Source organism: Pseudomonas sp. 31 R 17 (assembly GCF_900004915.1).
GTDB lineage: Bacteria > Pseudomonadota > Gammaproteobacteria > Pseudomonadales > Pseudomonadaceae > Aquipseudomonas > Aquipseudomonas orientalis_A.
The window spans coordinates 233,539-247,690 of record NZ_CVTN01000079.1; the positions used below are offsets into that span (position 1 = coordinate 233,539).

A 14,152-nucleotide genomic window follows, 5' to 3' on the forward strand; every position below is an offset into this window, starting at 1 on the left:
GGGGCGGCTAACCCGGCGTCCTGCCGGGTTACCCACGGATTCAAGCCTGCGTTCGGCCAGCGTGGTTTAACGGGGCGCCTGAGATCAAGATCAAGATCAAGAGCGGCTCGCTTCGCATCGTGGTTACGGTTGGGCGATACAGAGTTGTGTAGATACCTATAGAGTTGTGTAGATACCTATGCCCCGATGAGGGAGTGCCAGTGAACGCATTTACAGCTGACACACTGCAATCGGGGGCAAGCTCCCTCCCATAGTTGGATCTCCGGTGTTTTCGAGTCCTTTGCTCAGAAGGCAAACGTCCCATCAAATACCGGCTTGTCATCCAGCGCCAACACGCCGCTGGCAAAGATCAGGTCCAGGTGGTGACTGCCTTTCTGCCCGCCGCCCAGGCCCAGATGCAACCCGCAATGGCGTTCTTCAAAGCCCGCATTGCGCGCGTACAAATCCTTCACGCCTTCATTGGTGCCGATGCCCAGTTCTTCCACGCGGCGGTTGGAGGGGTTGGCGTTGAGGTACTTGTTGAAGTCATCCACCAACCCCGGCACGTCGCTGGCCACGCTGCAGATGGTGGAGTTCTCGATCCACAGTTCCAGGGGTGACTCCAGCACGCCGTATTTACGCGCAAAGGGGATGGTGCTGAGGAACGTCCCGACAAACCGCACTTGCCCGTTGATGGCCTCGCTGTGGGTGGCGATCTCGCCAGGGGCCAGGTCGTGGTTGCCGACGCCGTTGATATTGGTCCACTTCTTGATGCTGCTCATCGGTGCTTCCAGGCGTGAGCCGTGCTTGTCGGTGAAGCTCAGCACGGTGGCCTCGGACATGCGCCGGATCAAGGTGGCGTTGAGGTCGGCTATGCGCTGCGGTTCGACGCTGAAGGTGTCGTAGAAGTAGTCGCCATAATCCTTGAACAACAGCGACTTTTTCCAATGTTCGGCCATCACGCCCTGCAATGCGCGGATAAAATCCGGGCCTTCGGCTCGGGGGTTGGGCAGGGTCGAGGAATCGTAGAGAAACAGGTACAGGTCGCAGGCTTCGATGGCCTGGGCCAGGGATTCACTGGCGCTCAGGTCCAGGCGCTGCACCTGGAAATTGAAACGGGCGGCGCTGCCGTGGGTGATTGCCTGGGCGATGGCGTCGTAGCGTTCGGTATGGCCCAGCAGCACGGTAGGGCGGCTCAGGCCCTGGAGGGCCGGGTGATGAGCGAGGTAGTAAAGAAAGTGTTCGACGGCGCGGGCCTTGTCCATGACGGGAGTCCTTCGGTGCCTTGGGTAAGGGGGCAGGTGCCGTGCACGGCACCTGCCGTATGCCTGCCGGGTGTTAGAACGGCCACATCGCGGTGCCAAATGGCACAACGGCGTCGGCTTGCATCATTTCAACGGCGGCCTCATGGGTCGGCGCTTCAAACCAATCGTCGAGTTGCAGTTCGGTTTCCAGGTCTTTTTCCAGTGCTTGCATGGTGTATCTCCTAGATGACGTTGTTTGAGAACGGCTTGCCAACGGGCTTCGCGGGCAAGTGCAGAGAACCTAGGAGAGAGTGTTTCAAAATGCAAAATATTTATTGACACGGTTTCATTTGGACTTTTTCTTCGGTTTTTTTGAAGAGATTTTTTATCGAGAAAAAACAGTTGATTGGCTGAACCGATTCTTCAGTCAGGTCTGACCGACAATTTTCCGTAGACCGCCTCCTGAGCGTGGCCGTAAAGACAATGTTCCGCACCGTAACGTCAGGTTTACGCCGATGGTCGCGTAACGCTGGGTAGAAAATCCCTGTAAGGAATACCTGACAGATTGCCGAGTGCGCGTTGGTGGTGCGTGCCGAACCTGTCGAGCGGTGTACAATGCGCCGCGTTTTACTGTGACCCCCCTTTGCGTAACCACGCAAAAGGCCAAGACCCAGGGTTTACCTTCCCTGATCACTCCGCCTGGCCACGAGCCAGACGGGTTCGATTTCGTCACAGATAAAAACAAACAGGTGACGCATGACCGTTAGAAAGACGCTGTACTCCTGGTACCTGCGCTGGGGTTTGAGCGGCGCTGCTTGAGGCGGTAATTCAAGGCAGCAACCTGCATTCAACATTCTCAAACCTTGCGTGAGACTCTTTTCATGAGTGGACCCCATTCCTCTTCAGGCGAGCTGAAACGCGGCCTGAAAAATCGGCATATCCAGTTGATCGCCCTCGGTGGCGCCATCGGCACCGGCCTGTTCCTCGGCTCGGCCGGGGTGCTCAAGTCCGCCGGCCCGTCGATGATCCTGGGCTATGCCATCTGCGGCTTTATCGCCTTCATGATCATGCGCCAGCTCGGTGAAATGATCGTCGAAGAGCCGGTCGCCGGCTCCTTCAGCCATTTCGCCCATAAATACTGGGGCGGGTTTGCCGGCTTCCTGTCGGGCTGGAACTGCTGGATCCTGTACATCCTGGTGGGCATGTCGGAGCTGACGGCCGTCGGTAAATACGTGCACTTCTGGTGGCCGCAGATTCCGACCTGGGCCTCGGCGGCGGCCTTCTTCGTGCTGATCAACCTGATCAACCTGGCCAATGTCAAAGTCTTCGGTGAGGCCGAGTTCTGGTTTGCGATCATCAAGGTGGTGGCGATTGTCGGCATGATCGCCCTGGGCAGCTATCTGCTGGTCAGCGGCAGCGGCGGGCCACAGGCATCGGTGACCAACCTGTGGGAGCACGGCGGCTTCTTCCCCCATGGCGTGGGTGGGTTGGTGATGGCCATGGCGATTATCATGTTCTCCTTCGGCGGCCTGGAAATGCTCGGGTTTACCGCTGCCGAAGCCGACCAGCCACGCACGGTGATCCCCAAGGCCATCAATCAGGTGATCTACCGCATCCTGATTTTCTACATCGGTGCCCTGGTGGTGCTGTTGTCGCTGATCCCGTGGGACAGCCTGCTGGCCACCCTTAACGCCTCCGGCGATCCCTACAGTGGCAGCCCGTTCGTCCAGGTGTTCTCGATGCTGGGCAGTAAAACGGCCGCGCATATCCTCAACTTCGTGGTGTTGACCGCAGCGCTGTCGGTGTACAACAGCGGCACCTACTGCAACAGCCGCATGTTGCTGGGCATGGCCGAGCAGGGCGATGCGCCCAGGGCCCTGGCGAAGATCGACAAGCGCGGCGTACCGGTGCGTTCGATCCTCGCGTCGGCCGCAGTGACCCTGGTGGCGGTGCTGATGAACTACTTCATCCCGCAGCATGCGCTGGAGTTGCTGATGTCGCTGGTGGTGGCCACGTTGGTGATCAACTGGGCGATGATCAGTTATTCCCACTTCAAGTTCCGCCAGCACATGGACCGTACCGGCCAGGTGCCGTTGTTCAAGGCGCTGTGGTATCCCTACGGCAACTTTATCTGCCTGGCGTTCGTGGTGTTTATCCTGGCGATCATGCTGATGATTCCGGGGATCCAGGTGTCGGTGTATGCGATCCCGGTCTGGGTGGCGTTCATGGGGGTGTGCTACTGGATCAAGAACAAGCGCAAGGCGCAAGCGGCCTTGGGCACAGCAGGGACGGTTCTGGAGTAGGACGGTTCCGGTAAATGGAAAACCCGGCCGTGTGCCGGGTTTTTTGTGGGCGCGGGCAGGTTAGACTCCACCCCCCGTTTTTATCGATCCTTGCCCGGAGGCCCTATGCAGCACACCGAGATTGACGGCGGCGCCCTGCAGCGCGACGCGCTGGAAGACCTGATCGAGCAGCACCGCAGCCCTTTGCGCTTGCTCGGCGTCGACCTGAGTGGTGCCGATCTGTCGCGCATGCAATTGGACCACTGGGTGTTTGAGCGGTGCATTCTGACTCAGACGTCCTTCCTCGGTTCGCGCCTGGAAGGCACGCAATGGAAAAGCTGCCGGGCCGGCCACGCCATCTTCGAGGCTGCGAACCTGTTGGAAGCGCAGTTCAGCAGTTGCGACCTGAATAACACGCGCTGGCAGCGCAGCAAGCTGTCCCAGGCGAATTTCACCCAGTGCAAGCTGACCGGCGCCAACTTCACCCATTGCGCGTCCCTCGGCCTGAGCTTCAGCGAAAGCCTGCTCAACAGCGCCTTTTTGTCCGGGTTGTCGTTTACCCGAACCCTGCTTAACAACCTGGATTTTTCCGATAGCGATTTGTCGGATGCCGACTTTCGCAAGGCAGAGCTGGTGGATTGCAGCCTGGCCCATGCCCGTATCAACGGTGCCAATTTTGCCGGTGCCGACCTGCGCGGTGCAGATTTGAGCGGCTTTCGTCTCAATGATGCCAAACTGTTCAAAGGCGCCGTGATTTCCAAAGCCCAGGCGTCGATGTTGTTGTCTGAGTTGGGCTTGTCCGTTGCCTAGGGTTTTTGATTGATGCTGGTAATTTCCAACAATGTGCACCTGCCTGACGCCGAAATCGAACTGACCGCCGTTCGCGCCCAGGGCGCCGGCGGGCAGAACGTCAACAAGGTGTCGAGTGCGGTGCACCTGCGCTTTGACATTCCGGCGTCGTCGTTGCCGCAGTTCTACAAGGAGCGCCTGCTGGCGCTGCGTGACAGCCGCATCACCAGCGAGGGCGTGCTGGTGCTCAAGGCCCAGCAATACCGGACCCAGGAACAGAACCGTGCGGATGCGCTGGAGCGTCTGGTGGAATTGATCCTCAGCGCCACCAAGGTCGAAAAGAAGCGCCGGCCGACCAAACCCACCCTGGGTTCAAAGAAGCGCCGGCTGGAGTCAAAAACCAAGCGCGGCAGCATCAAGGCCGGGCGTGGCAAGGTCGACTTTTAAGCGTCGCGAGACTCGCGGGCCTGAGGTGCCTGGCGATACAGATAGAGGCTCAGCAACAAGCCACCGCAGGCGGCGAGGGCGGCGAAGAGGAAGATCGACGCAAAGCCGAAACCTGCCGCGACGGCGCCGGCCAGTGGGCCGGTGATCCCCAGTGACAGGTCAATGAACAACGAATAAGCGCCCACCGCCGCACCACGGCTGGAGGCCGGCACCAGGTTGACGGCCTCAACGCCCAGCGCCGGAAACACCAGGGAAAAACCGAAGCCGCTCAAGGCCGCGCCGGCCAGCGCCCAGGGAGCATCCGGCGCCAGCCACAGCAACAGCAGCCCCAGTATCTCAACCGACAGGCAGGCGATTGCCACGCGGAAACCGCCGATCCGGTTGATCAGATTGCCGAACAGCAGGCGCGCGCCGATAAAACTGGCACCGAACAGGCTCAGAGCCCATACCGCGTTGTCCCAGTGCTGGGTGGTGTAATACAGGGTGATAAAGGTGGCAATGGTGCCAAAGCCGATGGAGCCCAACGCCAATGCGCACCCATGGGGCAGCACGCGGCCCAGCACATTCATGAACGGCAGGCGTACACCGGCCACAATGGGTGCCGCTTCTTTGTTCCACGCCAACAGCACGCCCACAAGCGCCAGCACAATGATGCTGACGCCCATGCTCCACAGGCCGAACCGGCTGACCAGCAGCACGCCCAGCGGTGCCCCGACGGCCAGCGCGCCATAGCTGGCGATGCCGTTCCACGAGATGACCTTGGCGGTATTCGCCGCACCGACACGCCCTATGCCCCAACCAATCGCACCGGAACCCACCAGGCTTTCAGCGCTGCCCAGCACCAGTCGACCGATCAGCAGACAACCGAGACTGAAGGCCGGCAGGCTGGAAAAACCGGCGGCGAGCAACATGAACACGCCGCTCAAGCCGCAACCGACCAGACCGATGAGCACCGCGCGCTTACTGCCCAGGTTATCGATGATTTTGCCTGCATACGGACGGCTCAGCAGGGTCGCCAGGTATTGCACGCTGATCACCAGCCCGGCGATAACCGCGCCATAGCCCAGTTGGCTATGCACATAGCCCGGCAACACCGCCAGGGGGATGCCGATGTTCAGGTAGCCGATAAAGGTGAACAGCACGATGGAAACGACTTGCAGCGTGACCGCCATGGGTCGCTGGGTATCTTGCATGGGAGAGGTCCACTGTCGCAGCAGGTAAAGATAGGCTGCTAATGATACCGGTGGTTTGGTTCGCGCAGGGCGCTAAAGCGCAAAAACCTCAGCGCAGGAACGCTTCAGGCTTGCTCAGGGGCCAGCAATTGGGTGGTGACCAGGGCGGCCAGGGCGTTTTCCTGGGTGCCGAAGCGCTTGAGCAACACGGCTTGTTTGTCCGCGCTAAGGCGGTTCCAGACCTCGACCATCTGCAGGGCAGCGTCGAGTACGGCGGTATCCGGGGTATCGGTCATTTTTACAGGGGTCTCGAATGATTCAGGCAGTGTGGAAAGCGCTCAAAGCTGCGCTTTCCACACGGTCTGGTACGGCGTCAGTCCTGGCTTTCGCTGTCGACTGGTTTTGCTTCTTTGGCTTCGGGCCGTGTGTCGCTGGCCTGTTGCGGTGCTGGCTGCTCTGTAGGCTGCAGGCTTGGGAAGGGGAGATTAGGTATCTCGTGCATCGTCGTCGCTCCTCGCAAGGTCTGTTTCAATCGCAGGTGATTGCGCGCTCTCAAAAAGCCTTGGCAGGATACAGCACTATAAATGACAAATAGACTTTTATATCGACCGTGCCTAGAACGCCACTTTGCCCAGGATCATGTCGCGATACATCACAAAATCACCGAGCAGGCTGTAAAACGGGTGCTGGAAGGTGGCCGGACGGTTCTTCTCGAAGAAGAAATGGCCGATCCAGGCGAAGCTGTAGCCGGCGATCGGCACGGCCAGCAACAGGCCTGGCGAGCCTCGGCCAATGGCATAGGCCAGGATGCCGATCACCAGCGTAGTGCCGATAAAATGCAGGCGCCGGCAGGTGCTGTTGCCGTGCTCCGCCAGGTAGTACGGGTAAAACTCGGCGAAGCTGTTGAATCGCTTGACGTTTTCCACGGTGACAAGCCCTCTGATTGTTGTGCGGCCCAACAGATGTTCGGCGGGGAGCTTATTTGAGTCTAGAGTGATCAGTGGTGACAGCCAGTGACAATAGATGCCACTTTAGTATCCTTGGCCTCCTGGCTACCGTTTAAGCCTGCCAGCACAAGAAGACGCCATGAGCGAACGAACAACGTCTGCAAGCTGGGCGATGGGGATAGTCAAGGCCCTGGAAATGGACGGCCTGGATTGCCGGGCCCTGTTCAAACAACTGGGATTGGACTATGCCGATCTCAGTAACCCCGACGCGCGTTTTGCGCAGGATGCCATGACCCGTTTATGGCAGCGCGCAGTGGAGTTATCGGGCAACCCGGCCATTGGCCTGAACATGGGCAAAGTGGCGCGTCCGGCCTCGTTTCATGTCGCCGGTTATGCCTTGATGTCCAGCAACACCCTGGCCGACGGCTTCAGGCGCCTGGTACGTTACCAGCGCATCATCGCCGAAAGCGCCGACTTGAGTTTCCGCCTGCTACCCGAGGGCTACGCGCTGATCCTGACGGTGCACGGCGACCACCTGCCGCCCACCCGGCAAAGCGCCGAGGCCTCGCTGGCCAGTGCGTTGGCGCTGTGCGGTTGGCTCACAGGACGAACCCTGCAACCGCATAAGGTGATGCTGCAGGGCGATCAACCGGTCGATCTGGCGCCCTACAAAGAGGTGTTCCATGCGCCGCTGGAATTCAATGCGCCGTATGACGCGCTGATTTTCGAGCAGGCCGACATGGATGCGCCATTGCCCACGGCCAACGAGGCCATGGCGCAGTTGCACGATCGTTTTGCCGGTGAATACCTGGCGCGCTTTTCCGAAAGCCGTGTGACCCACAAGGCACGGCAGGTATTGTGCCGCCTGCTGCCCCAGGGCGAACCCAAGCGCGAAGTGGTGGCGCAGACGTTGCATCTGTCCCAGCGTACCTTGCAGCGGCGTTTGCAGGAGGAGGGCACCCGCTTCCAGGCCCTGCTTGACGACACCCGCCGTGAGCTGGCCGAGCAATACCTGGCGCAGCCGAGCATGACCTTGCTGGAAATCGCCTACCTGTTGGGGTTCGCCGACCCCAGCAACTTCTTTCGCGCGTTTCGCCGCTGGTTCGACGCCACGCCCGGCGAATACCGGGCGCGGTTGCAGCAGACGTCGACCGTCAGTGACGCCAGAACGCCGGAATACAGAGCACAAACACCGTAATGATTTCCAGCCGTCCCAACAGCATGCCCAGCGACAGAATCCACTTGGCCGCATCCGGCAGGCTGGCGAAGTTGCCGGCCGGGCCGATGGTTTCACCCAGGCCCGGCCCGACGCCGGATACGGTACTGGCCGCGCCGGTCAGCGCGGTCATCCAGTCCAGGCCCAGCAGTGACAGGGCCAGCGCGATGGCGCAAATGGTGATGGCGAAGAAAAACGAAAAGGTCAGGATCGACCGCACGATTTCCTCGTCGAGACGATGACCGTTGTACTTCTGTTTGATCACCGCGCGCGGGTGAATCAACTGGTTCAGGTTGGCCTTGAGCAGGATATAGGCGACCTGGAAGCGGAAGATCTTGATCCCGCCGGCGGTAGAGCCCGAACAGCCGCCGATAAAGCCCAGGTAGAAGAACAGCATCAGTGAGAAGTTGCCCCAGAGGCTGTAGTCCCCCAGCGCAAAACCGGTGGTGGTCACCACCGAGGTGACGTTCAGCGCCACGTGGCGCAGGGCATCCAGCCAGTGCAGGTTGGTGGTCCACCAATACCAGGTGCCGAGCACCAGCCAGGTCACCACCAGCAGACCGAGCAAACCCTGTACCTGCTGGTCCCTGAGCAGCGCGCGACGGTTGCCGCGCAAGGTCGCCACGTACAGGGTGAACGGCAGGCTGCCCAGGATCATCACCACCACCGCCACCCAGTGCACCGCCGGTTGCTTCCAGTGCGCCAGGGATTCATCGGAGGTGGAAAACCCGCCGGTGGAAATCGCCGACATGGCGTGGTTGATCGCATCGAACAGCCCCATCCCGGCCCACCAGAACGCCAGGCTGCCAAGGATGGTGATGCCCACATACGCCGCCACGATCAACCGCGCGACCATATGGGAGCGCGGCATGACCTTTTCCGAACGGTCCGACGACTCGGTCTGGAACAGGCGCATGCCACCGATGCGCAGCAGCGGCAGGATCGCCACCGCCATGCCGATAAACCCGATACCGCCGAGCCAGTGCAACAGCGAGCGCCACATCAGGATGCCCGGCGACATGTTGTCCAGCCCGCTCAACACCGTGGACCCGGTGGCCGTGATGCCGGACATGCTTTCAAAAAACGAGTCGGTGTAGCTGATGTGCTGAGTCAGCAGGAACGGCAGCGCGGCGAAGACGCACACCACGACCCAGCTGGTGACGGTCAGCAGGTACATGTCCCGGGGGCGCAGGTGCACATGCTCCGGGCGCCCGGGAATCACCAGGGCCAGGCCGGCGATAAAGGTGATCATGCTGGCCCACAGGAACGAGGGCAGGTCGCTGGTGCGTTCGAAGATCACCAGGGTGGCCATGGGCACGACCATGGCGATCGCAAGCGTGATCAGGAAGATGCCGATGATGAAACCGATGATGCGCAGGGTCGGCAACGCCATGAAATTCGCTCGGGTGGTTTGGGCAGAGGCGCCATTCTACCTGCGGTGGAGGTCTTGTAAACCAAGGGCTGGGGCAACCTGTGGGAGGAGGCTTGCCCTGATACCGATCAGTTAGCGCAGAGCCCCTGTGGGAGGGGGCTTGCCCCCGATGGCGGCCTCAGGACCGACCAGGATGTTGGATCGATCCCGGTCCAGATGTGGGAGGGGGCTTGCTCCCGATGGTGGCCTCAGGACCGACCAGGACGTTGGATCGATCCCGGTCCAGATGTGGGAGGGGGCTTGCTCCCGATGGCGGCCTCAGGACCGACCAGGATGTTGGATCGATCCCGGTCCAGATGTGGGAGGGGGCTTGCTCCCGATGGCGGCCTCAGGACCGACCAGGATGTTGGATCGATCGCGGTCCAAATGTGGGAGGGGGCTTGCTCCCGATGGCGGCCTCAGGACCGACCAGGATGTTGGATCGATCCCGGTCCAGATGTGGGAGGGGGCTTGCCCCCGATGGCGGCCTCAGGACCGACCAGGATGTTGGATCAGATCGCGTACATATCCGTTTCTGCGGTCATGGCCACTTAGGGTTCCGCCCTGACGGCGGGTCACTTTGGAAAAGCCCCAAAGTAACCAAAGGGCTCTTGCCCCACCACTCGGCACCTCGCTTAGGCTCGGTGTGCCCGAACGCAGGCTTGAATCCGTGGGCCGCCGCCACGCGCCATCCATGGCGCGGGGCGGCTAACCCGGCGTCCTGCCGGGTTACCCACGGATTCAAGCCTGCGTTCGGCCAGCGTGGTTTAACGGGGCGCCTGAGATCAAGATCAAAAGCCAGATCAAGATCACGAGCGACTCGCTTCGCATCGTGGTTACGGATACCTATGCCCCGATAGCAGAGTGTCAGTCGGTCAATTCTTGGCTGATACACCGCTATCGGGGGCAAGCCCCCTCCCACAGGGGATCTGCGGTGTTTGAAACAGGTATGAAAAAGGCGACCCGAAGGTCGCCTCGTTCAACTGCGCCTTGATCAGAACTCGTGATCGGCGCTGTCCGGGTTCAGGTCGCTGATGCCCAGCTTGCCGGCGGCGGCTTCGATCGAACCGGTCTGCTTGACCAGCGCAGCGATGGCGTCACGCACGATCTGGTTGCCTGCATCGTTACCGGCTGCGATCAACTGGTCGTAGTGCTCGCCTTTGTCGGCGTGGTCGACCATCACCTGGATCTTCGCTTCGGTCGCCGCCAGGTCAGCCTTGAGGGCGGCATCGGCTGCCGGGTCGGCTTTGGCGACCAGGGACGACAGGCTCGGGCCGGTCAGCTTGTTGCCGTCGACGCGGGTGTACTCGCCCAGGTAGACGTTGCGGATGCCTTTGGCGTCATAGAAGTGCGAGTAGTGGGTGTTGTCGCTGAAGCAGTCCTGCTCGTCTTCCGGCGAGTTGGCCTCCAGGGATACCTTCATGCGTTCGCCGGCCAACTCGCCAAGCGACAGGCTGCCCATGCCGAACAACATCTTGCGCAGGCCGTCGGTAGCCGGTTCCGACTCCAGGGTGGCGCGGTAGTTGTCTTCGACGTTGGGCTTCCAGTTGCCGACCATTTCCTGCAGGTCGCTGACCAGCAGTTGGGTCACGGCACGCAGGTAGGTGCGACGACGCTCGTTATGGCCGCCGGTTGCACCGTCACCGGTCATGTAGTCCGAGGCCGGACGGTTGCCCGCGCCTGGGCCGGTGCCGTTGAGGTCCTGGCCCCAGAGCAGGAATTCGATGGCGTGATAGCCGGTGGCGACGTTCGCTTCGGAGCCGCCCAGCTCATTGAGGCTGGCGAGTTTTTCCGGGGTGATCTCCTTGACGTCGACCTTGTCTTCGCCGACCTGGATTTCGTTGTTGGCGATGATATTGGCGCTGGCGCCCGGGTTACCCAGTGCGTGTTCGTAGGATTTGTCGACGTAGTCGATCAGCCCCTCGTCCAGGGGCCAGGCGTTCACCTGGCCTTCCCAGTCGTCGATGATGGTGTTGCCGAAGCGGAACACTTCACTCTGCAGGTAAGGCACGCGCGCGGCAATCCAGGCGGTACGGGCTGCCTTGAGCGTGTCATCGTTAGGGTTGGCCAGGAAGGTGTCGATGGCGGTCTGCAGGGTTTTCGCGGTGGACTCGGCGTCGCTGTACACCGCAAATACCATGTCGGCGTAATGCGCGACCACGGCCTTGGCGGCGGCTTCGTCGACCTGGCCTGCAGGCGTGGCAGCCGCTGGAGCGGTAGTGCTGGCAGCGGCAGGCGCCTGAGGCGCGGCGGCCTTGTCTTTACCTTCGCCGCAACCGGCGAGAGAAATAGCAATGGCCAGCAGACTGGCGGTGGCCAGGGGCATACGAATCATGGCGAACATCCTGCTTCGGTTGTTGATGGGGCGCGCGGGGGGGCGCAAAAGCTGCGACATAATGCGAAAGATTTGCATTTTGTGTAAAGGCTTATACGCGGGAAATATTTGGTATCGTTCTGCCCGCTCAAAGAATCGCCGCGTTATCGCGTTCCGATTGCTTCAGGAAAGCCGCCAACTCCCGGGCCTGCAGCGGTTTGCTGTAGTGGTAGCCCTGGCCTTCATGGCAACCCTCGGAGATGATGTAGGCCTCTTGCTCGGCGGTCTCCACGCCCTCGGCAATCACCTGCATGCCCAGGCTTTTGCCCAGTTGGATGATCGCTCGCACGATGGTCGCGTCGTCGTCATCGTCCAGCAGGTCCTGGACGAAGCTCTTGTCGATCTTGATCTTGTCCAGCGGCAGGCTTTTGAGGTAGCTCAGGGATGAGTAACCGGTGCCGAAGTCATCGATGGCGATCAGCGCCCCCGAACGGCGCAGGCTCAACAGGTGCTGGGCGGCGGTGCTGATGTCTTCCATCAGGCCGGTTTCGGTGACTTCCAGCTCCAGGCTGCGCGGCGGCAGGCGGTAAATCTGCATCAGGTTGTTGACCACGCGCGGCAACTCGGTGTGGTGCAGTTGCACCGTGGACAGGTTGACCGCCATGCGCAGTTCGGTGAAGCCCAGGTCATGCCATTCGCGCAGTTGGCGGCACGCCTGATCCAGCACCCATTCACCGATGGGAATGATGGTGCCGTTCTGTTCCGCCAACGGGATGAACAGGTCCGGTGGAACCAGCCCGTGTTCCGGGTGCTGCCAGCGAATCAGCGCTTCGACACCGACCACACGGTGATCGCGGTAACTGATCTGCGGTTGATACACCAGGTGAAACTGGTCACGGCTCAGGGCATCGCGCAGGTCTTTCTCCAGCTCGCGGCGCCGACGCATTTCGCTGTCGACGCTGGCGATGTAGAACTGGTAGCGATTGCGCGAGCGGCTTTTGGCCAGGGTCATGGTCTGTTCGGCTTTTTGCAGCAGTTTCTCCGTGCTGTCGCCATCTTCCGGGAACAGGGTGATGCCGATGGTGGCGCGCAGGCGAATCTGGTCCTGATCCAGGGCAAACTCCGCTTCCAGGTCATCCAGAATACTTTGCGCCAGTTCCGCCGCTTCGTAGGGCTGGTCGATATCGGCTTGCACCAGGGCGAACTGGTCGCCCCCCAGGCGGGCCAGCGCGCCCAGGCGCCCACTGTGGGCGCGCAGACGATCGGCCAGGGCCAGCAGCAGTTTGTCGCCATTCTGATAGGTGAACTGCTCGTTGACGCTCTTGAAGTCATCCAGCCCCACGCACAACACCGCTACGCGACGCTGGCGCCGGCCGGCATCGGTGAGGATCCGGTCCAATTGCTCCTGCAGCTTCTGGCGGTTCGGCAGGCCGGTGAGAAAATCATACTGGGCCATGCGCAACAGGCTGGACTCGGCCTCGTGGCGCAGATGGGTATTGCGTTCGATGGATTCGAGCAACTGGTTGGCGGTGTTTATCCACAGCCCCAACTCGTCGCGCTCATGGCCCTTGATCTGCGGGATCTTGTGCTCGCTGGGCCGGTCCGGGTTGATCGACGTCAAGTGCCCGATAATCCGCGACAGCGGTTTGGTCAGCAGCCAGTGATACACCAGGTACAGCACCAGCCCCATGGCCAGGGCGCGCAGCACCCCGGAAATAAAGATGATCACCGAACTGACCAGGAAGCCTTCGCCGTAGGTGGCGGTGTCGAGGGTAATGCTCAGGTCGCCGTAATACTCGCTGTAGGGGCCCTTGCCTACCAGCGGGGTGGTAAAGGTGCGTTCCTGCCCAAGAATCAGGTCGGTCAACCAGCGGCTGGAAGAAGGCTGCAAGGTGCGGCTTTTTTCCGCGAGCATGGTCTCGTTGGGATGACCGATGGATGCGATGCGTACGGCGTCATCCTGAAACAAGCCTTCGATCACCTGCATGCCCATTTCGCGGTCCAGGCTGTAGACGGCCTGGGTCGAGGGGTCGCGAAACATGTCGAGGATACGTTGGGCATCGCCGGCTACGGCCTGGCGCGTCTTGTAGGCATCGAAAACGATCTGCGCCACGCTCAGCGCCACGCCCACGATCAGTGCCGAGAGCAAGACAACCCGTAGCAACTTCACCGACAAGCTGTTTTTGAGTTCCAGCTTCAAAGGGGCATTCCTTGTCTCATGCGGGTGGCCTTCAATATGCCATGAGTATTGGCAATCTGGGGAGGGCAGTCAAAGGAACATTGGAGCTGCAGGCACCTTCAAGGCTGGAGGGGAGAAAAAAGCAAAAAAACGGCGGATGTGCTCCGCCGTC

General features: G+C 60.8%; 12 protein-coding genes. 4 read left to right on the top strand and 8 right to left on the bottom strand.

Annotated features, from left to right (window positions below; translation table 11 throughout):
• Positions 1-284: 284 nt before the first annotated feature.
• A complete protein-coding gene (locus BFP89_RS22570; protein WP_065887641.1) occupies positions 285-1,244 on the bottom strand; it encodes a leucyl aminopeptidase in 960 nt (319 codons plus the stop codon).
• Between the two features lie 73 nt (positions 1,245-1,317).
• The gene (locus BFP89_RS29035) at positions 1,318-1,455 is read right to left on the bottom strand and encodes a hypothetical protein (protein WP_003237751.1); all 138 of its coding nucleotides are present in this window, start codon (positions 1,453-1,455) and stop codon (positions 1,318-1,320) included.
• A 649-nt stretch (positions 1,456-2,104) separates the two neighbouring features.
• On the opposite strand from BFP89_RS29035, the gene BFP89_RS22575 reads away from it, so the two are divergent.
• From BFP89_RS22575 to arfB, 3 genes are all read left to right on the top strand, one after another.
• Positions 2,105-3,526, top strand: coding sequence for an amino acid permease (locus tag BFP89_RS22575; protein WP_065887642.1), 1,422 nt, complete (start codon positions 2,105-2,107; stop codon positions 3,524-3,526).
• 105 nt (positions 3,527-3,631) lie between these two features.
• A complete protein-coding gene (locus BFP89_RS22580) occupies positions 3,632-4,315 on the top strand; it encodes a pentapeptide repeat-containing protein (protein WP_065887645.1) in 684 nt (227 codons plus the stop codon).
• A 12-nt stretch (positions 4,316-4,327) separates the two neighbouring features.
• Positions 4,328-4,741 (top strand): alternative ribosome rescue aminoacyl-tRNA hydrolase ArfB, encoded by a 414-nt coding sequence (arfB, locus tag BFP89_RS22585; RefSeq protein ID WP_065887646.1) that lies wholly within the window; start codon positions 4,328-4,330, stop codon positions 4,739-4,741.
• Here the strand turns inward: arfB and BFP89_RS22590 are convergent.
• The 3 genes from BFP89_RS22590 to BFP89_RS22595 all read right to left on the bottom strand — a co-directional run bounded on the left by BFP89_RS22590 (position 4,738) and on the right by BFP89_RS22595 (position 6,839).
• On the bottom strand, positions 4,738-5,934 hold the full coding sequence (locus BFP89_RS22590) for an MFS transporter (RefSeq protein WP_065887648.1): 1,197 nt from the start codon (positions 5,932-5,934) through the stop codon (positions 4,738-4,740). The genes arfB and BFP89_RS22590 overlap by 4 nt on opposite strands.
• A 104-nt stretch (positions 5,935-6,038) precedes the next feature.
• Entirely contained in the window at positions 6,039-6,209 is a 171-nt protein-coding gene (locus tag BFP89_RS29040; protein ID WP_163001606.1) for a hypothetical protein, read from the bottom strand.
• Positions 6,210-6,527: 318 nt separating this feature from the next.
• Complete coding sequence (locus BFP89_RS22595) at positions 6,528-6,839, bottom strand: DUF962 domain-containing protein (protein ID WP_065887649.1); 312 nt, start codon at positions 6,837-6,839, stop codon at positions 6,528-6,530.
• Between the two features lie 160 nt (positions 6,840-6,999).
• On the opposite strand from BFP89_RS22595, the gene BFP89_RS22600 reads away from it, so the two are divergent.
• Positions 7,000-8,058 carry an AraC family transcriptional regulator gene (locus tag BFP89_RS22600; RefSeq protein ID WP_065887652.1) on the top strand — a complete coding sequence of 353 codons (1,059 nt, stop codon included), beginning with the start codon at positions 7,000-7,002 and terminating at the stop codon, positions 8,056-8,058.
• On the opposite strand, the gene BFP89_RS22605 is transcribed toward BFP89_RS22600, so the two are convergent.
• The 3 genes from BFP89_RS22605 to BFP89_RS22615 form a co-directional block, all read right to left on the bottom strand.
• Positions 8,015-9,469: a TrkH family potassium uptake protein gene (locus tag BFP89_RS22605; protein WP_065887653.1), complete on the bottom strand. Its 1,455-nt coding sequence runs from the start codon at positions 9,467-9,469 to the stop codon at positions 8,015-8,017. The two genes, BFP89_RS22600 and BFP89_RS22605, sit on opposite strands and share 44 nt — an antisense overlap.
• Positions 9,470-10,481: 1,012 nt before the next feature.
• Positions 10,482-11,822, bottom strand: coding sequence for an imelysin family protein (locus BFP89_RS22610; RefSeq protein ID WP_065887655.1), 1,341 nt, complete (start codon positions 11,820-11,822; stop codon positions 10,482-10,484).
• A gap of 127 nt (positions 11,823-11,949) precedes the next feature.
• Positions 11,950-14,001 (bottom strand): putative bifunctional diguanylate cyclase/phosphodiesterase, encoded by a 2,052-nt coding sequence (locus BFP89_RS22615; protein WP_065887660.1) that lies wholly within the window; start codon positions 13,999-14,001, stop codon positions 11,950-11,952.
• Positions 14,002-14,152: the final 151 nt, after the last annotated feature.